At 74.1% G+C, this 17,433-nt stretch carries 17 protein-coding genes; 12 read left to right on the forward strand and 5 right to left on the reverse strand.

Features of this window, described 5'->3' with window-relative positions:
• Nucleotides 1-44 precede the first annotated feature (44 nt).
• The 4 genes from BUB17_RS13935 (at nt 45) to BUB17_RS13950 (ending at nt 2,898) form a co-directional block, all read left to right on the forward strand.
• On the forward strand, nt 45-431 hold the full coding sequence (locus BUB17_RS13935) for a hypothetical protein (RefSeq protein WP_072918900.1): 387 nt from the start codon (nt 45-47) through the stop codon (nt 429-431).
• A complete protein-coding gene (locus BUB17_RS13940; RefSeq protein ID WP_072918902.1) occupies nt 352-1,470 on the forward strand; it encodes an alpha/beta fold hydrolase in 1,119 nt (372 codons plus the stop codon). The genes BUB17_RS13935 and BUB17_RS13940 overlap by 80 nt, the downstream gene beginning before the upstream one ends.
• Nucleotides 1,467-2,012, forward strand: a complete 546-nt coding sequence (locus tag BUB17_RS13945) for a GNAT family N-acetyltransferase (protein ID WP_072918904.1) — start codon at nt 1,467-1,469, stop codon at nt 2,010-2,012. The genes BUB17_RS13940 and BUB17_RS13945 overlap by 4 nt, the downstream gene beginning before the upstream one ends.
• Nucleotides 2,013-2,133: 121 nt before the next feature.
• The gene (locus BUB17_RS13950) at nt 2,134-2,898 is read left to right on the forward strand and encodes a hypothetical protein (protein ID WP_072918906.1); all 765 of its coding nucleotides are present in this window, start codon (nt 2,134-2,136) and stop codon (nt 2,896-2,898) included.
• Here BUB17_RS13950 and BUB17_RS13955 read toward each other — a convergent pair.
• The 3 genes from BUB17_RS13955 to BUB17_RS13965 all read right to left on the reverse strand — a co-directional run bounded on the left by BUB17_RS13955 (nt 2,888) and on the right by BUB17_RS13965 (nt 6,239).
• Entirely contained in the window at nt 2,888-4,522 is a 1,635-nt protein-coding gene (locus BUB17_RS13955; RefSeq protein ID WP_072918908.1) for an ABC-F family ATP-binding cassette domain-containing protein, read from the reverse strand. The genes BUB17_RS13950 and BUB17_RS13955 overlap by 11 nt on opposite strands.
• A gap of 137 nt (nt 4,523-4,659) precedes the next feature.
• Entirely contained in the window at nt 4,660-5,745 is a 1,086-nt protein-coding gene (locus BUB17_RS13960; RefSeq protein ID WP_072918910.1) for an adenylate/guanylate cyclase domain-containing protein, read from the reverse strand.
• 35 nt (nt 5,746-5,780) lie between these two features.
• The gene (locus BUB17_RS13965; protein ID WP_072918912.1) at nt 5,781-6,239 is read right to left on the reverse strand and encodes a universal stress protein; all 459 of its coding nucleotides are present in this window, start codon (nt 6,237-6,239) and stop codon (nt 5,781-5,783) included.
• Nucleotides 6,240-6,419: 180 nt separating this feature from the next.
• Here BUB17_RS13965 and BUB17_RS13970 point away from each other — a divergent pair, with 180 nt between their 5' ends.
• The 6 genes from BUB17_RS13970 to BUB17_RS13995 all read left to right on the forward strand — a co-directional run bounded on the left by BUB17_RS13970 (nt 6,420) and on the right by BUB17_RS13995 (nt 14,283).
• Complete coding sequence (locus tag BUB17_RS13970; protein WP_208983400.1) at nt 6,420-7,412, forward strand: ABC transporter ATP-binding protein; 993 nt, start codon at nt 6,420-6,422, stop codon at nt 7,410-7,412.
• Nucleotides 7,409-8,188, forward strand: a complete 780-nt coding sequence (locus BUB17_RS13975) for an ABC transporter permease (protein ID WP_072918914.1) — start codon at nt 7,409-7,411, stop codon at nt 8,186-8,188. Before BUB17_RS13970 ends, BUB17_RS13975 begins: the two co-directional genes overlap by 4 nt.
• A 112-nt stretch (nt 8,189-8,300) precedes the next feature.
• Nucleotides 8,301-9,128, forward strand: a complete 828-nt coding sequence (locus BUB17_RS13980) for an ankyrin repeat domain-containing protein (RefSeq protein WP_072918916.1) — start codon at nt 8,301-8,303, stop codon at nt 9,126-9,128.
• A gap of 168 nt (nt 9,129-9,296) precedes the next feature.
• Nucleotides 9,297-13,154 carry a multifunctional oxoglutarate decarboxylase/oxoglutarate dehydrogenase thiamine pyrophosphate-binding subunit/dihydrolipoyllysine-residue succinyltransferase subunit gene (locus BUB17_RS13985; RefSeq protein ID WP_072918918.1) on the forward strand — a complete coding sequence of 1,286 codons (3,858 nt, stop codon included), beginning with the start codon at nt 9,297-9,299 and terminating at the stop codon, nt 13,152-13,154.
• A 16-nt stretch (nt 13,155-13,170) separates the two neighbouring features.
• Nucleotides 13,171-13,350: a DUF6104 family protein gene (locus BUB17_RS13990; protein ID WP_072918920.1), complete on the forward strand. Its 180-nt coding sequence runs from the start codon at nt 13,171-13,173 to the stop codon at nt 13,348-13,350.
• 219 nt (nt 13,351-13,569) lie between these two features.
• Nucleotides 13,570-14,283: a metal-dependent hydrolase gene (locus BUB17_RS13995; protein WP_072918922.1), complete on the forward strand. Its 714-nt coding sequence runs from the start codon at nt 13,570-13,572 to the stop codon at nt 14,281-14,283.
• Between the two features lie 199 nt (nt 14,284-14,482).
• Here BUB17_RS13995 and BUB17_RS14000 read toward each other — a convergent pair whose 3' ends face one another.
• Nucleotides 14,483-15,670 carry an NAD(P)-dependent malic enzyme gene (locus BUB17_RS14000; RefSeq protein WP_072918924.1) on the reverse strand — a complete coding sequence of 396 codons (1,188 nt, stop codon included), beginning with the start codon at nt 15,668-15,670 and terminating at the stop codon, nt 14,483-14,485.
• 128 nt (nt 15,671-15,798) lie between these two features.
• On the opposite strand from BUB17_RS14000, the gene BUB17_RS14005 reads away from it, so the two are divergent.
• Nucleotides 15,799-16,395: a dTDP-4-dehydrorhamnose 3,5-epimerase family protein gene (locus tag BUB17_RS14005; protein ID WP_141243027.1), complete on the forward strand. Its 597-nt coding sequence runs from the start codon at nt 15,799-15,801 to the stop codon at nt 16,393-16,395.
• On the opposite strand, the gene BUB17_RS14010 is transcribed toward BUB17_RS14005, so the two are convergent.
• A complete protein-coding gene (locus BUB17_RS14010; protein WP_072918929.1) occupies nt 16,392-16,733 on the reverse strand; it encodes a S26 family signal peptidase in 342 nt (113 codons plus the stop codon). The two genes, BUB17_RS14005 and BUB17_RS14010, sit on opposite strands and share 4 nt — an antisense overlap.
• Before the next feature lie 83 nt (nt 16,734-16,816).
• Between BUB17_RS14010 and sodN the strand changes: the two genes are divergently transcribed.
• Nucleotides 16,817-17,218: a superoxide dismutase, Ni gene (gene sodN / locus BUB17_RS14015; RefSeq protein WP_072918931.1), complete on the forward strand. Its 402-nt coding sequence runs from the start codon at nt 16,817-16,819 to the stop codon at nt 17,216-17,218.
• Nucleotides 17,219-17,433 lie beyond the last annotated feature (215 nt).

The raw sequence follows: 17,433 nt of genomic DNA on the forward strand, positions 1-17,433 counted from the left end.
GCGCGCCCACCTGACCCCGTCCGGCCCGAGCCCAGGGAGCACCCGTGGCAGACCCCCGCCCGCCGCTGTGGCGGCAGGCCTTCGACGCCGTCGAGCGGCGTGTCACCCCACGCGCCGAGGAGTTCGTCCGCACCGAGACCTTCGCGGTCGGTGCGGCCCTGACCCGCCGGGCGGTGACCCTGGCCCGCGACACCGCGCGCGGGGCCACGACCCGCTTGTGGCACGCGATCGACCTGCCGGCCGGCACCGACGTGAGCCGGCTGCGCGCCCAGGTCGGCGCACTGGACCGCGAGATCCGCCGGCTGACCCTGCAGCTCGAGGCGGAACGCCGCCGCACCTCCGAGGAGACCGATGCCGACAGTCCCCAGCCCGCAGACGGTCCTCGACCGCGTCCGGCGCGACGTCGAACGCAACGCCCTGCGCGCCCGTAACGGGCTGCGGCTGGTCAGCGGGGTCGCCCGGCCGAACGTCGGGCAGACCCCCAAGGACGTCGTCTGGCAGCGGGGACGGACGCAGCTGTGGCACTACCGCAACGAACCGGAGACGTCCGGCGGGGTCCGGTACTCGCCGCCGCTGCTCATCGTGTTCAGCATGGTCAGCCGCAGCTACATCCTCGACCTGGCGCCGGGCAACAGCTTCGTCGAGCAGCTGCTGGCAGCCGGCTTCGACGTGTACCTGCTCGACTGGGGAGAGCCGGACGAGCGGGACGCGGCCAACACTCTCGAGGACTACGTCGACGACTACATCCCGGCCGGCGTGCAGCGGGTCCTGGAGATCTCCGGGGCCGACGAGGTCACCCTGTTCGGCTACTGCTTCGGCGGGGACCTCGCGCTGCTCTACGCCGCGCACCACCCCGACGCGCCGGTCCGCAGCCTCACCGTGCTGGCCACCCCGGTGGACTTCCGGCACATGGGCCCGCTGGCCGACCTGTTCCGCGTCGGCGGCCTGGAGGTGTCCGCCGTGCTCGACGCCGACGGCAACGTGCCCCCGCGGGTCGTCGTCCAGGGCTTCCGCGCGCTGACCCCCACGTCGGAGGTGACCCGCTACGTGACGCTGTGGGAACGGCTCTGGAACGACGAGTACGTGGCCGGCTACCAGGCCATGACCGGCTGGGCGGACGACCACGTGCCCTTCCCCGGGGCCGCCGCGGACCAGACGGTGCGGATGCTGGTGCGCGACAACGGGATGGTCACCGACCGGCTCACGGTGGGCGGCGACCGCGTGCACCTGTCCGACGTCCGGGTGCCGTTCCTGACCGTGCGGGCCGACCGGGACCACATCGTCCCGCCGGACGCGAGCGCGCCGCTGATCGACCTGGTCGGCTCCCCGGACAAGCACGAGCTGCGGCTCCCGGCCGGGCACATGGGCCTGGTGGTCGGCCGGACGGCGGCCCGGACCACCGTGCCCACGATCATCGACTTCCTCCGGCGGCGCAGCGAGCCGCTGCCGGCCGAGGATGGCGCCCGGTGACCACCGTCGTCCCGCTGACCGACGCGCACTGCGACGCCCTGGTGCGGTTCTTCGCCGAGCTGCCCGAGGGCGACCGGACCTTCATCCGCGAGGACGTCACCGACCCCGACGTCGTGCGCGGCTGGGCGTCCGGCTCGCCCGGGGTCGACCGCTGGGTCGCGGTGGACGACGGCGACCGGGTGCTCGGGTACGTCGCCGTCCTCCGGCTCCCCGGCTGGTCCGACCACGTCGGCGAGGTGCGGCTGGTGGTCGCGCCCGCCGGCCGCGGCTCCGGGCTGGGCGGGGAGCTGGCCAGGCACGCCACGGTGCACGCCCTCGAGGCCGGGTTGACCAAGCTCGTCGTCGAGGTCGTCGCCGACCAGGCCGCGGCGCTGGCCCTGTTCACCGGGCTGGGGTTCACCGGCGAGGCGCTGCTGGTCGACCACATCCGCGACCGGGACGGGCAGCTGCGCGACCTCATGGTGCTGGCCCACCACGTCGGCGACACCTGGGCCGGCATGAGCGCGGTCGGGCTGACCGAGGCGCTCGGGGACCCCTCCTGACGCGGTCGTCCGACGACCGTCCCGCCGCGGACGCCTGACGGTCACCGGCCGGACACCTCCGGCCGCCACGCTCGGCGTGCGCGGGCCCGTCCCGGGGCCCCGAGCGTGCCGGAGGTCCGCCGTGACCCACCCGTCCAGCCCGCCCACCGACCGCTCCCGCCTGCTGCGTGCCGGCGCCGTCCTGGCCGGCGAGCGGCTGCGCCCGCCGGTGGGCGACGCCCGGCGCCGCACCGTCTGCGGAGCGGCCCGCCTGCTGACCGGCCTCGGCGTGCGGGTCGCCGTCCACGCGCCGGCCGAGGCCTGGCCGCGCACCCGCAGCGGGCCGGGCCTGCTGCTGGTCGCGAACTCCGCCTCGCCGCTGGACCCGCTGGTGCTGCTCACCGTGCTGCGCGGCGTGGTGGTCGCCGCGCCCGCCCACCAGCGCGTCGCCGGCGTTCCCTGCCCGAGCGTCCCGGCGACCGTGGCCGACGTCGCGGCGGCACTGGCCCGGGGGACGTCGGTCGTCGTCCGCCCCGAGCTGCCCACCGACGGCGGGGCGGCGCTGGGCCGGTTCTCCCCGGACCTGCTCGCCGCCGCCGTCGGCACCGGGGCGCCCGTGTGCCCGGTCGCCGTCCGCTGCTCGGGCGGCGCGCCGGGACCGGTGTCGGGCGCGCGGTCGCTGCGGGCGGCGCTGCGCTGGACCGGCGGCGTCGACGTCCTCGCCGACGTCCAGCTGCTGCCGGCGCTGTCCTCGGCCGGCGCGACGCCGCAGGAGCTTGCGACGACGGCCGAGTACGCGGTCGCCGCCGTCCTGGAGACCGTCACCCGACAGGGCGGCCTCGCTGCAGGGGCCCGCCCCGAGCCTGCGAGGGGTGGGGGGCAGCGAGGTCCTTCCACTACTCGGTGACCCGGCCGTGGGCGACGGTGAGCCGGCGGGTGGTGTCCACCGCGGCCAGCATCCGCCGGTCGTGGGTGACCAGCAGCAGCGTGCCGCGGTAGCCGGACATCGCCTGCTCGAGCTGCTCGATGGCGGGCAGGTCGAGGTGGTTGGTCGGCTCGTCGAGGACGAGCACGTTGACCCCGCGGGCCTGCAGGAGGGCGAGCCCGGCCCGGGTCCGCTCCCCCGGCGAGAGGGTGTCGGCCGGGCGCAGCACGTGCTCCGCGGTCAGCCCGAACTTGGCCAGCAGGGTGCGCACCCCGGCGGCGGACCAGTCGGGCACCGCCGCGGCGAAGGCCTCCAGCAGCGGCTCCGAGCCCAGGAAAGCACCGCGCGCCTGGTCGATCTCACCGATCCGTACCGAGGGACCCAGGCCGCCGCGGCCCTCGTCCAGTGGCACCCGGCCCAGCAGCGCGGCCAGCAGCGTGGACTTGCCGCTGCCGTTGGGGCCGGTGATCACGACGCGGTCGCCCCAGTCCACCTGGAGGTCGACCGGGCCGAGGGTGAACCCGCCGCGGCGCACGACCGCGCCGGCGAGGGTGGCGACCACCGCCCCGGCCCGGGGTGCGGCGGCGATCTCCATCCGCAGCTCCCACTCCTTGCGGGGCTCCTCCACCACCTCCAGCCGTTCGATCCGCCGCTCGGTCTGCTTGGCCTTGGCCCCCTGCTTCTCCGCCGTCGCCCGGTTGTGGGCCTTGATGAACTTGTCCGGGTCCTTCTGCTTCTTGACCGCGTCCCGCACGCCCTTCGCCAGCCAGTTGCGCTGCATGCGGGCCCTGGCCTCGAGCTCGGCCCGGGTCCCGGCGTACTCCTCGTACTCCTCGCGCGCGTGCCGGCGGGCCACCTCGCGCTCGACCAGGTACGCCTCGTAGCCGCCGTCGTGCACCCGCACCAGCTGCTGGGCGAGGTCCAGCTCCACCACGCGGGTCACCGTGCGCGCGAGGAACTCGCGGTCGTGGCTGACGACGACGATGCCGCTGCGGGCACTGCTGACGAAGCGCTCCAGCTGCTCCAGGCCGGCCAGGTCCAGGTCGTTGGTGGGCTCGTCGAGCAGCAGCACGTCGTAGCGCGACAGCAGCAGGCCGGCCAGCCCGACCCGTGCGGCCTGCCCGCCAGACAGGCCGGCCGTCGGGGCGTCGAGGGGGACCCCGGGGGCCACCTCGCCGACGACCTGTTCCGCCCGCTCGTCGAGGTCGGCTCCGCCCAGGGCCAGCCAGCGCTCCAGGGCCTCCCCGTAGGCCTCGTCGGCGCCGTCCGCGCCCGCGGTGAGCGCCTCGGTCGCGGTGTCGAGCTCGACCTGCGCGGCCGCGACGCCCGTCCGGCGGGCCAGGGCCTGGCGCACCGTCTCCCCCGGCCGGCGCTCGTGCTCCTGCGGCAGGTACCCGAGGGTCGCCGTCGGCGGGCTGACGGTCACGCTGCCGGACTCGGCCGGCAGCTCGCCGGCCAGCGTGCGCAGCAGGGTGGACTTGCCGGCGCCGTTCGCCCCGACCAGCCCGACGACGTCGCCGGGGGCGACGACGAGGTCGAGGTCGGAGAACAGGACGCGGGCACCGTGGCCGGCGGCCAGGCCGCGGGCGACGAGCGTGGCACTCACAGATGACCAGGGTGCCAAGCCGACCGGGGACGGCGCCAACGGTAGAGAGCCCGTCCTCCTCACCGTTCGTGGCAGGACCCCGTCCTCCCCGCTCTCCGCCAGCTCAGGGCGGTGCCCTGGACGGGGCCGGGGTCCTCCTACTCGTCCTCGGCCTCGTCCCCGAGGACGTCGTCGGCCATCTCGTCCTCGAGGACGTCGTCGGCCATCTCGTCGAGCATGGTCTCCAGCGCCACGTCGGCCTCCTCCGGCGGACGGCGCTGCACCAGCCAGGGCTGCAGCTGGTCGTAGCCGCGCACCGACACCCGGCGCAGCGGCCGCACCCGGTAGCGGGGCAGCCCGCGCAGGTGCCGGGCGAGGTCGCGGTCGACCAGCAGCGTGCCCGGCAGGGCGATCGAGGTCAGCCGGCTGGCCAGGTTCACCACCGGCGAGTAGATGTCGCCCAGGTGGGTCAGCACGGTGCCGTGGGCGGCGCCCACCCGCAGCGGCGGGCGGTCCTCGGCCTGCCAGGTCCCGGGCAGCTCGAGCCCGATCTCCACGGCGTCGATCGCCGAGACGGCGGTGTACAGGACGCCGTCCCCCACCATCTTGACCACCCGGCCGTGGTGGCGGGCGACGACCTCGCTGGCGGTGCTCTCGAAGTCCTCCACCATCGCGCCGAGCTCGTGCCCGCCCATGCCGCGGCTGCGGCTGGTGTAGCCGACCAGGTCGGCGAAACCCACGGCGAGCTCGCGCCGGTCGGCGGCGGCCGCGGGCGTGAGCAGCCGGTCGGCGTTGGCGGCCAGGTGCCGGCGCCACACGTAGTCCTGCACGTCACGCAGCAGGGGGAACAGGCTGCGGGCGGCGGCCACCGCCTCCTCCGCCGGCACGGCCCGCCGGTCGGTGTCGGCGCCGCCGCGGAAGAGGGCGTCGGCCAGCAGGTCGGTCTGCCAGTCGGCCAGCCGGGACAGCGACTGCCCCATGGCGCGGGCGATCGACGCCTCGGTCCCCGGCTCGACGAAGCCGGAGCCGATGAGGGCCGAGAGCAGCTCCAGCGCCCGGACGTCGGCGTCGGTGAAGACCTCGTCGTCGTCGGACACGTCGGGGAAGCCGAGCGCCCGCCACAGCCGACGGGTCCGTTCGGGGGGCATGCCCGCCATCGCGGCGACCTGCAGGCGGGTGTAACGGCGCGGGCCGTCCAGCAACAGGCGCAGCAGCGCCTCGCGGGCGTCGCCGGTGTCCGCCACGGTGGTCGGGTCCCCAGGGGTGTCCGGCAGGGCCGTCAGCCCGTGGTGTGGACGACCAGGACGTCGACCGACGACCGGCGCGTCACGTCCGCGGGGACCGACCCCATCAGCCGGCCCTTGAGGCTGCTGAGCCCCCGGTTGCCGACGATCAGCAGGTCGGCCTGCGCCCGGGTGACGACGTCGAGCAGCGTCTCGACCGGCGAGCCGACGACGGCGACCTGCTCGACCTCCCCCGCGCCGGCGGCGACGGCCTCCTCGGCGGCGCCGCGCACGGTGTCCTCCGCGGGCGCGGACCCGACGACCTGGTGGGTGTCCTCGCCGGACTCCCCCTGCGCGGGGCGGAGCTGCCGGTCGTCGGCCCGCGGCGGCAGGTAGGCGCAGACGATGAACAGCCGGGCGCCGCAGGCGCCGGCGAGAGCCCCGGCACGGCGGACCGCCCGCAGGGAGGACTCCGACCCGTCGGTCCCGACGACCACGGTGCGGTAGGCGCTCACGGCCCCTCCTCGCTGGCGCTCCGGTGCCGCCTCGGGCGGCGCTGCTCTGGCTGCCGTGGCCGGCTCCCCGACCCGACCGGCCAACCTACCGAAGGCGCCGGTCAGGATGTGCCAGGGGTCACGCCGGGACACGCCCGGAACGGACCACGGGGTGCCGGAACGGTCGCCCGGTGCGCTTGGATGGGCACGTCGCCCGGCCCACGCGAGGAGAGCCCCATCGACTCCGGCAGCAGCCCCCACCGCCACCCCGTGCGGGTCGAGGTCCACGGCCTCAGCAAGAGCTTCGGCGCCGTCCGCGCCGTCGACGACCTGAGCTTCACCGTCGAGCCGGGGTCGATCACCGGCTTCCTCGGCCCCAACGGAGCCGGCAAGACCACCACGCTGCGCATGGCCCTCGGCCTGGAGCGGCCCGACGCGGGGACGGCGACCTTCGACGGCGTCACCTACCCCGACCTCCCGGCGCCGGTGCGCACGGTCGGTGCGGTGCTCGAGACGGCCTTCCACCCGGCGCGGTCCGGGCGCAACCACCTGCGGGTGTACTGCCGGGCCGCGGGCCTGCCGGTTCCGCGCGCCGACGAGGTGCTCGCCCAGGTCGGCCTCGCCGACGCCGGCCGGCGGCGGGCGGGCGGCTACTCGCTCGGCATGCGCCAGCGGCTGGCGCTGGCCACCGCGCTGCTCGGCGACCCGGCGGTGCTGGTGCTCGACGAGCCGGCCAACGGACTGGACCCCGAGGGCATCCAGTGGCTGCGCGGTTTCCTACGCCACCTGGCGCACGCCGAGGGGCGCACCGTGCTTGTCTCCAGCCACCTGCTCGCCGAGATGGAGCAGACCGCCGACCGCGTGGTCATCGTGGGCGCCGGGCGGCTGGTCCGCGAGGGCTCGGTCGCCGAGTTGCGCTCCGGCGCGCAGGGCAGCGGGGCGGTGGTGGTGCGCAGCCCGGAGGCCGGGCGGCTGGCCGAGGTCCTCGGGGCCGCCGGGTTCACGGTCGCGCCCAGCGAGGACGGCCGGGTCACGGTGACCGGGACGACGCCGGACGCCGTCGGCGCGCAGGCCTTCCGGGCGGGCGTGGAGCTGCACGAGCTGCGCGCGGAGACCAGCGGCCTCGAGGAGCTGTACTTCCGGCTCACCGCCGGCCAGGAGCAGTACGCCGCACCCGAGGGGAGCCGACGGTGATCGCGCTCGTCCGCGCCGAGTGGACCAAGTTGTTCACCACCCGCGTCTGGATCGGGCTCCTGCTGGGTGCCTGTGCGCTGGTGTCCGGGTTCGTGGTGCTCTTCACCTCGTTCGCCGGCAGCACCCCCGGTGGCGGCCAGGGCGGCCCTCCGGGCGGGCTCCCGGCCGTCGGCACGGAGCAGTTCGAGCAGCTCGTGCTGGCCGTCGGCGCCAACGTCACCGTGCTGTTCCTGATCCTCGGCATCATCGGGATGACCCAGGAGTACCGGCACCGCACGGCCACGCCGACCTTCCTCACCACGCCGCGGCGCGGCCGGGTGGTGATCGCCAAGCTGGCGGCCTACGCGCTGGTCGCGGTGCCCTTCGCGCTCGTCGTGCTGGCCGTCAACTACGGCGTGGCGGCCGTGGCCGCCGGAGCCCGGGGTGCGGTGCCGGCACTGAGCGGCGAGAACCTGCAGGTCCTCGCCAGCAGCGGTCTGGCGCTGGTCATCTACACCGTCATCGGTGTCGGCCTCGGCGCGCTGGTGCGCAACCAGGTGGGCGCGATCGTCGGTGGGCTCGTGTACCTGTTCGTGGTCGAGGCGATCGTCCGGCAGATCAGCGCGATCGCCGACGCCTACAAGTGGCTGCCCGGCGGTGCCCTCGAGGCACTGACGGCGACCCTCCAGGGTCCGGACCTCCTCGAACGCTGGCAGGGCGCCCTGCTGCTGCTCGGCTACGGTCTGGTGGCGGCACTGCTGGGCACCCTGCTCGCCGTCCGCCGCGACGTCGTCTGAAGAAGGACCCCCTGCCCCCCACCGCTCGCAGGCTCGCGGCGGGGCCCTGCAGGGGCCGAGCAGAACCTGACCGCACGGAGCACCGCCTTCCCGACCGGAACGGGGATCCCCCATGACCACGAGCACCAGCACGAGCACGCGCATGACCGCCCCGCGGCTGGGCCGGCTGATCGCCGACGGCGACGTCGAGGCCGTCCGCGCCGCCGTCCAGGACTCCCCTCGGTTGCTGACCGCCACGGTGGAGCGCGGTGGCCAGGGCGGCTGGACGCCGCTGCACGTGGCGGTCGCCGAGGGGCGGGCCGAGGTCGTGCGGCTGCTGGTCGAGTCCGGCACCGATCTCTCCGCCCGGACCGAGCACGGCCGGGACCCGCTGCACACCGCGCTGGAGTCGGCGCCCGATCTCGTCCCGCTGCTGCGTGAGCTGGGCGCACCGGTGGACGCGGCCAGCGCGGCCTACCTCGACGACGTCGAGCGACTGCGCACCGAACTGGACGGCGGTGCCCCGCTGGCCGACCCGGTGACCGGGGTGGACCTGCTGACCCTCGCCGCGGCCGGCGGCGCGGCGGGCACCGCCCGGGAGCTGCTGGACCGGGGCGCCGACGTCGACGGCGGGGCGCTGCACGCCGCCGCGAGCGGCACCCGGCTCGAGCTGGTCCGGCTGCTGGTGGCCGCCGGCGCCGAGGTCAACCGGCGGGACCCCGACACCGGTCGCTCCCCGCTGCACGCCGCGGTGGCCGCCGGCGGCAGCCGCGACGCGCCGGGAGTCGTCCGCGAACTGCTCGACGCGGGAGCCGACGTCAACGCCACCACTGCCGACGGCGCCAGCGCCCTGGACATCAGCCGGGTCGCCGCGGCCCGCAGCCGCCGGGACGACGCAGGTCAGGCGACCGCGCACGACGCGCTGGCCGACCTCCTCGTGTCCCGTGGCGCCACGGATTGAGACAGGTCCCACTGCCCCCACCACTCGCCCGCTCGCGGTGAGCCCCGGACGGGGCCTGCCTGGACGGGGCGTTTCCACCCGGTCCGCCAGCAGGTGCGGGCGTAGACTCCATCCCCGGTCCAGAGACGTGCACCGACGACGAAGAAGGCACTCGACCCCGTGTCAAGCGTGAGCTCATCCCGGCCGTCCTCCACCCCCAACTCCTCAGCGGTGGCGGGATTCGGCACCAACGAGTGGCTGGTCGAGGAGATGTACCAGCAGTACCTCGCCGATCCCGCCAGCGTGGACCAGGCGTGGCACGAGTTCTTCACCGACTACCGGCCGGGCAGCCCGGTGTCCGCGAGCGACGACCGGGGCGCACCCGCCGCCGGCTCGCAGGCCGAGTCCGGTCCGGAGGCGCCGTCGGCCCCGGCCCCGGCCGCCCGGGAGCAGGCGTCCGACCAGGAGCCCACCGCCGGCGCCGGCGACCCCTCGCGGGCCACCCGTGTCCAGGAGCGCACCGAGGACACCGTCGTGGCCCGGGCCGCCGACCGGACCGCCCAGCAGCAGCCGGCCGTCAAGGCCGCACCCGCACCGGCTGCCAAGCCCGCACCCGCCGCCAAGCCCGCGCCCGTCGCGAAGCCCGCCGCCAAGCCCGCCGCCAAGGCGGGCCAGCCCGCCGGTGAGGGCCCCAAGCGCGTCCCGATCCGGGGCGCCGCGGCCAGCGTCGTCAAGAACATGAACGCCTCGCTGACCGTGCCGACGGCCACCAGCGTGCGCGCGGTGCCGGCCAAGCTGCTGGCCGACAACCGCATCGTGATCAACAACCACCTGAAGCGCTCGCGCGGCGGGAAGGTCTCGTTCACGCACCTGATCGGCTACGCGCTGGTCCGGGCGCTCGACGACTTCCCGAACATGAACGCGGCCTTCGCCGAGGTCGACGGCAAGCCGACCCTGCTGCAGCCCGAGCACGTCAACTTCGGCCTGGCGATCGACCTGCCCAAGGCCGACGGCTCGCGCTCCCTCGTCGTCGCCTCGATCAAGGTCGCCGAGCAGATGGACTTCGCCCAGTTCTGGGGCGCCTACGAGGACGTCATCCGCCGCGCCCGCGCCGGCAAGCTGACCCTCGAGGACTTCTCCGGCACCACGATCAGCCTGACCAACCCGGGCACGATCGGCACCAACCACTCGGTGCCGCGGCTGACCGCCGGCCAGGGCGCGATCATCGGCGTGGGTGCCATGGAGTACCCGGCCGAGTTCCAGGGGATGAGCCCCGAGGGGCTGACCGAGCTCGGCGTCTCGAAGATCATCACGCTGACCTCGACCTACGACCACCGGATCATCCAGGGCGCCGAGTCCGGCGACTTCCTGCGCCGCCTGCACCAGCTGCTGCTCGGTGAGGACGGCTTCTACGACGAGGTCTTCCGGTCGCTGCGCATCCCCTACGAGCCGGTGCGCTGGATGCCCGACGTGCGGGTCAGCCGCGAGGGGCAGATCGACAAGGAAGCCCGGGTCATCGAGGTCATCGAGTCCTACCGGCGCAACGGCCACCTCATGGCCGACACCGACCCGCTCGAGTTCAAGGTCCGCAGCCACCCCGACCTGGACATCCTCCAGCACGGCCTGACGCTGTGGGACCTCGAACGCAAGTTCCCCGTCGGCGGGTTCGCCGGCGAGAAGCTGATGGCGCTGCGCGACGTCCTCGGGGTGCTGCGCAACTCCTACTGCCGCACGGTCGGCGTGGAGTACATGCACATCACCGACCCCGAAGAGCGGGAGTGGATCCAGCAGCGGGTCGAGCTCAAGGCCGAGCAGCCCGACCGGCAGAAGCAGAAGCACGTGCTGGGCCGGCTCAACGCCGCCGAGGCGTTCGAGACCTTCCTGCAGACCAAGTACGTCGGCCAGAAGCGGTTCAGCCTCGAGGGCGGCGAGTCGGTCATCCCGCTTCTGGACGAGGTGCTCATCGCGGGCACCGAGCACGGTCTGGACGAGGTCGCCATCGGCATGGCGCACCGCGGCCGGCTCAACGTGCTGGCCAACGTCCTCGGCAAGAGCTACGCCAAGATCTTCGGCGAGTTCGAGGGCAACATCGACCCCGGCACCGTCCAGGGCTCCGGTGACGTGAAGTACCACCTGGGCGCCGAGGGCACCTTCGAGAACCCGTTCAAGCCGGGTGCGGAGATCGCCGTCTCGCTGGCCAGCAACCCCTCGCACCTGGAGACGGTCAACCCCGTCCTCGAGGGCGTCGTCCGCGCCAAGCAGGACATGATCGACAAGGGCGAGCAGGGCTTCACCGTCATGCCGGTCCTGCTGCACGGCGACTCCGCGTTCGCCGGTCAGGGCGTGGTGCAGGAGACGCTGAACCTGTCCCAGCTGCGCGGCTACCGCACCGGCGGCACCGTGCACGTCGTCATCAACAACCAGGTCGGCTTCACCACCAGCCCGATGGCGGCTCGGTCGAGCCTCTACTCGACCGACGTCGCCCGGATGGTCAACGCGCCGATCTTCCACGTGAACGGCGACGACCCCGAGGCGGTCGTGCGGGTGGCCCGGCTGGCGGTCGAGTACCGGCAGGCGTTCAAGAAGGACGTCGTCATCGACCTGGTCTGCTACCGCCGGCGCGGGCACAACGAGGGCGACGACCCCTCGATGACCCAGCCGCTGATGTACGACATCATCGACCGCAAGCGCTCGGTCCGGAAGCTCTACACCGAGTCGCTCATCGGCCGCGGCGACATCACGCTGCAGGAGGCCGAGGAGGCGCTCAAGGACTACCGCGACCAGCTGGAGCGGGCCTTCGCCGAGACCCACGACGTGACGGACACCTCGAAGCCGCAGCCGGTCATGGACCAGCCCGGGCAGGAGCAGCCGGTCGCCACGGCGATCCCCCTCGAGGTGCTCAAGGCGATCGGGGACGCGCACGTCTCCCTCCCGGAGGACTTCACCGTCCACCCGAAGCTCCAGCGGATGCTGGAGCGGCGCGCGGCGATGGTCAGCGAGGGCGGCATCGACTGGTCGATGGGCGAGCTGCTGGCCTTCGGGTCGCTGCTCATGCAGGGCGTCCCGGTGCGGCTGGCCGGTCAGGACTCCCGCCGCGGCACCTTCGTGCAGCGGCACTCGGTGCTCATCGACCGGGAGTCCGCGGCGGAGTACACGCCGCTGGCGAACCTGTCCGACGACCAGGCGAAGTTCTTCGTCTACGACTCGCTGCTCTCGGAGTACGCGGCGCTGGGCTTCGAGTACGGCTACTCGGTGGCCAACCCGAAGGCACTGGTGCTGTGGGAGGCGCAGTTCGGCGACTTCGTCGACGGCGCGCAGATGGTCATCGACGAGTTCATCAGCTCCGGCGAGGCCAAGTGGGGTCAGCGCTCTGGCGTCGTCATGCTGCTGCCGCACGGTCTCGAGGGCCAGGGCCCGGACCACTCCAGCGGCCGGATCGAGCGGTTCCTGCAGCTGTCGGCGGAGAACAACATGACCGTCGCCAACTGCTCCACTCCGGGCAACTACTTCCACCTGCTCCGCCGGCAGGCGCTCTCCGACGTGCACCGGCCGCTGGTCGTGTTCACGCCGAAGTCGCTGCTGCGGGCCAAGGCCGCCGTCAGCCCGGTTGCGGACTTCACCGACGAGACCTTCCGGCCGGTGCTGCCCGACCCGGGCGTGGGCGGCGAGCCGCTCGACGACGGCGCGGTGCGCAAGGTGCTGCTGTGCAGCGGCAAGGTCGCCTACGACCTGCTGGCCCAGCGCGAGGCCACCGGCACCGCGGACACCGCGGTCATGCGGGTCGAGCAGCTCTACCCGCTGCCGGCCGCGGAGATCGTGCAGCAGCTCGAGCGCTACCCGAACGCGGACGACGTCGTCTGGGTGCAGGAGGAGCCGGCCAACATGGGCGCCTGGCAGTTCATGGCCGTCAACCTGCCCGAGCACCTGCCGTCCGGTCGCCGCCTGCGCCGGGTCAGCCGCCGCGCCTCGGCCAGCCCGGCCGTCGGCTCGGCGAAGGTGCACGAGGCCGAGCAGAAGCAGCTCGTCGCGCGGGCCTTCGCCGACTGACGGGTACGCCGCGACCGTGTACTTCACCGACAGGGGCCTGGAGGAGCTGGCCGACCGGCGGGGCGAGGAGCAGGTGACCCTCGCCTGGCTGGCCGACCAGTTGCAGGCCTTCGTCGACCAGCACCCCGACTTCGAGGTGCCCGTCGAGCGGCTGGCCACCTGGCTGGCCCGCGGCGGTACGGAGGACGACGAGTAGAAGGACCCCCTGCCCCGGCCAGGGAAGGACCCCGTCCTCCTCATCCCTCGCAAGCTCGGGACGAGCCTCGGGACGGGGCCAGCGGCGGGATGCTGCAGGGGGCCACGCGATCGGCGACCTCGCACGTTCTGGCGGGTCCAGGCGTGCCAGATCGCCGATCTCGTCGCCACGGGGGCGCGCCTGCCTGGGAACGTCGGCCCGCGACGGCACGCTGGGTCCGTGCTCGGTCACTCCCATGCGCTCTCCGGGCTCGCCGCCGGCGCCGCCACGCTGCCCTGGGCCCCGGTCGGGGGCACCGTCGGCCAGGTCGCCTGGATCGCCGCCGTCGGCGGCATGGCGATGCTGCCGGATCTCGACCACAACGGCTCGACGGTGTCGGACATGTGGGGCCCGCTCACCGACGTCCCCTCCGGCGCCGTGGGACGGCTGGCCCAGGGCCACCGCTGGGGCACTCACGACGCCGTCCTGGCCCCGCTGGCCTTCGGTGCCCTGGCGCTGGCCGCGGCCGATGCCTTCTGGTCCAGCCTGCTGCTCCTGAGCCTGGCGATCGGGCTGGCGCTGCGGGCGCTGCACTTCGTCATCCCGGGGCGGGCGGAGAACACCGTCGTCGGCAACCTGGTGCTCTCCTGGGCCGGCGCCTGGCTGCTGCTCGCGCACTCCCCCAGCCCGGCGTGGCTGCCCTGGGCGGTCGCGCTCGGGGTGCTCACCCACATCGCCGGCGACGCCCTCACCACCCAGGGCGTGCCGGTGCCGGTGCTGTGGCTGCTGCGCCGCTCCCGGCTGGCGCTGACCCCGCTGCGCACCGGGACGACGCTGGAGAAGGCCGTGCTGGTGCCGGCGTTCGTGCTGGTGACGCTGTACTGCGTCTACCTGAACACCGACGTCCGGGCGACGGTCGACCCGCTGCTGCAGGACCTCCGCACCCTCGGCTGAGGGCGGCCCCTCGCAGGGAGGACCCCGTCCTCCTCTCGGAGGACGCCCTTGCCCCACCAGAGAAGGACCCCGTCCTCATCCCTCGCAAGCTCGGGACGGGGCCGGCGGCGGGACCCTGCACGGGGGCCGTGGAGCCGCGGCGAGCTCCTGGGCGGGCCGGGCGCGAGCGTGCGGGTCACGAGGGGCGGGGAGCCCGTCCTCAGCGGGTGACGCCCTCCTCGCGGGCGCAGGCGGCCACCGCGGTGGCCACCGCCTCGGCGACCCGGCGGTCCAGCGGGCTGGGCACCACGTAGTCGGCGCGCACCTCGTCCCCCACGACGTCGGCGATCGCGGTCGCCGCCGCCAGCTTCATCGCCTCGGTGATGCCGGTGGCCCGGGCGTCGATCGCGCCGCGGAACACACCGGGGAAGGCGAGCACGTTGTTGATCTGGTTGGGCTCCCCGCTGCGACCGGTGGCGACGACGGCCGCGTACCGGGCCGCCATCTCCGGGTCCACCTCCGGGATCGGGTTGGCCAGCGAGAAGACGATGCAGTCGCGCGCCATCGAGGCGATCACCGACTCGGGCACCGAGCCCCCGGACAGCCCCAGGTAGACGTCGGCGCCCTCCAGCGCGCCGGCCATCGTGCCCGCGTAGCCGGACCGGTTGGTGTTCTCGGCGAGCCAGCGCTTGATCGGCGTGAGGTCGTCGCGGCCGGCGTGCAGCACGCCTCGTGAGTCGGCCACGGCGATGTCGCCGACGCCGGCCCCCAGCAGGATCTTGGTGCAGGCGACCCCGGCCGCACCGGCGCCGGAGACGACCACCCGCAGCGACCCGAGCTCCCGGCCGACCACCCGCGCGGCGTTGCGCAGGGCGGCCAGGACGACGATCGCCGTCCCGTGCTGGTCGTCGTGCATGACCGGGATGTCCAGCCGCTCGCGCAGCCGATCCTCGATCTCGAAGCAGCGCGGCGCGCTGATGTCCTCGAGGTTGATGCCGCCGAAGGACGGCGCGATCGCCGCCACCGTCTCCACGATCGCGTCCACGTCGGTCGTCGAGAGCACCACCGGCACCGACGAGAGCCCGGCGAACTCGCTGAACAGGCAGGCCTTGCCCTCCATGACCGGCAGGGCCGCGATCGGCCCGATGTCCCCCAGGCCGAGGACGGCGGTGCCGTCGGAGACCACGGCGACCACCCGCGGAGCCCAGGTGAACCGGTCCCCCAGGTCGGGCTCGGCGGCGATGGCACTGGACACCCGCGCGACGCCCGGGGTGTAGGTGAGCGCCAGGTCGGCGACCGTGCTGATCGAGCGGGTCGGGCGGACCACGAGCTTGCCGCCCTCGTGGACCGCGAACGCCGGGTCGTCGGCGAAGCGGTCGGCAGTACCGTCGTGCTGCTGCGCGCCCATGGACCCGGGAGCGTAATCCAGTACCAACCGGTACTCCCCCGCCCGTCCCGCCCTTCCGGGACGCGGTCTCCGAGCGGACGCCGCTGCGTGGTCGCTCCGGCGGAGCTGACTACCGTCCTGGCGTGCAGATGCGTCAGCTCGCCGTCGGCGACGCCTACGTCCTCGACCTCGTGCCGCACGGCGATGCCCGCGGCCGCTTCACCGAGTGGTACCGCGCCGACGTGCTCGCCGACGTCGTCGGCCACGGCCTGCCGCTGGCCCAGGCCAACCACAGCGTCTCCGCCCGGGGTGTGCTGCGCGGCGTCCACTTCGCGCTGGTCCCGCCCGGTCAGGCCAAGTACGTCTACTGCCCCGCCGGCCGGGTGCTCGACGTCGTCGTCGACGTCCGGGTCGGCTCACCCACCTTCGGCGGGCACGACGCGGTCGTCCTCGACAGCGAGCAGCCGCGGGCGGTGTACCTGTCCGAGGGCCTCGGCCACGCCTTCCTGTCGCTGGCCGACAGCAGCTCGGTCACCTACCTGGTCTCCAGCGGCTACGACCCGACCCGGGAGTTCGGCATCTCGCCGCTGGACCCGGCGCTGGACCTGCCGTGGCCCGACGAGGTGGCGTTCGAGCTGTCGGCCAAGGACCAGCAGGCGCCCACCCTGGCCGAGGCCGGCGAGCAGGGCCTGCTCCCGACGATCGAGGAGTGCCGGGCCCGCTACGCGGAGCTGCGCGACGGCTAGCCGGGACGACCGGGCAGCCGGCCCGGTCGCGGCCACACCCGGCCGACCACCCGGCCGACGACGACGGCCGGACCGAACGCGCGGCTGTCGTCGGTGACGAAGGGGTTGTCGCCCTCGACCCAGTGCCCGCCCGGCACCGCCCGGTGCACCCGCTTGACGACCAGCAGCTCCGGCCGGGCGGGGAAGCGGGCGAGGACGACGGCGCCCGCGCGCACCGGATCGCCGGGAGGAACCCGGCGCACCAGCAGCCGGTCCCCGGAGCGGACGGTGGGGGTCATCGACGGACCGCTCACCCGGGCCACCACCCAGGGCGTGACCAGCGGCTCGACGTCCGTCATCCGCTTGCTCCGGACGTGTCCCCGCTGCTCACCGGGAGTAGGGTCGCAGAGGAACCCCCACCACAGAACCGGAGGCTCAGCCCATGCGTTTCCGCATGTTCTCCGCCGTGGAGGCCACCGCTCACTGCGACCTCCCCTGCGGCGTGTACGACCCGGCCCAGGCCCGTATCGAGGCGGAATCCGTCAAGGCCATCCAGGAGAAGTACCAGGCCAACGAGGACCCGGCGTTCCGCACCCGCGCCATCCTCATCAAGGAGCAGCGGTCGGACCTGGTCAAGCACCACCTGTGGGTGCTGTGGACCGACTACTTCAAGCCGCCGCACTTCGAGAAGTACCCGCAATTGCACGAGTTGTTCAACAAGGCGACCAAGCAGGCCGGCGCCGCCGGCGGCAAGGGCAGCATGGACCCGGCCGAGGGTCAGAAGCTGCTCGACTACATCGCCGAGATCGACAAGATCTTCTGGGAGACGAAGGCTGCCGCCTGAGCCCGGATCCACCGTTGATCTTGTGTAGTGGGGGCGCCTGAGGCTCGGGACGCGCCGCCGACCTGCGACAACGCTCGCGAGAGGCGCACACCGGACCTGCATCCCGCAGATGCAACCCCGAAAGGGCGCCGGAAAGAGCATCCGCGCAGGTCACCGGCGCGCCAAAGGCCGCTCCCGGAATGCGCTCCTATCGTCAGCGGTGGATCCAGGCTGAG

This window comes from Geodermatophilus obscurus, from assembly GCF_900143215.1.
Taxonomy (GTDB): domain Bacteria; phylum Actinomycetota; class Actinomycetes; order Mycobacteriales; family Geodermatophilaceae; genus Geodermatophilus; species Geodermatophilus obscurus_A.

Excerpts from the sequence above, each read along its gene's own strand:
- BUB17_RS13940 (WP_072918902.1), top strand. The coding sequence starts at position 352 with ATGCCGACAGTCCCCAGCCCGCAGACGGTCCTCGACCGCGTCCGGCGC.
- BUB17_RS13970 (WP_208983400.1), top strand. The coding sequence starts at position 6,420 with ATGGGCACGTCGCCCGGCCCACGCGAGGAGAGCCCCATCGACTCCGGC.
- BUB17_RS13980 (WP_072918916.1), top strand. The coding sequence starts at position 8,301 with ATGACCACGAGCACCAGCACGAGCACGCGCATGACCGCCCCGCGGCTG.
- BUB17_RS14000 (WP_072918924.1), bottom strand. The coding sequence starts at position 15,670 with ATGGGCGCGCAGCAGCACGACGGTACTGCCGACCGCTTCGCCGACGAC.
- BUB17_RS14005 (WP_141243027.1), top strand. The coding sequence starts at position 15,799 with ATGCGTCAGCTCGCCGTCGGCGACGCCTACGTCCTCGACCTCGTGCCG.
- BUB17_RS14010 (WP_072918929.1), bottom strand. The coding sequence starts at position 16,733 with ATGACGGACGTCGAGCCGCTGGTCACGCCCTGGGTGGTGGCCCGGGTG.
- sodN (WP_072918931.1), top strand. The coding sequence starts at position 16,817 with ATGCGTTTCCGCATGTTCTCCGCCGTGGAGGCCACCGCTCACTGCGAC.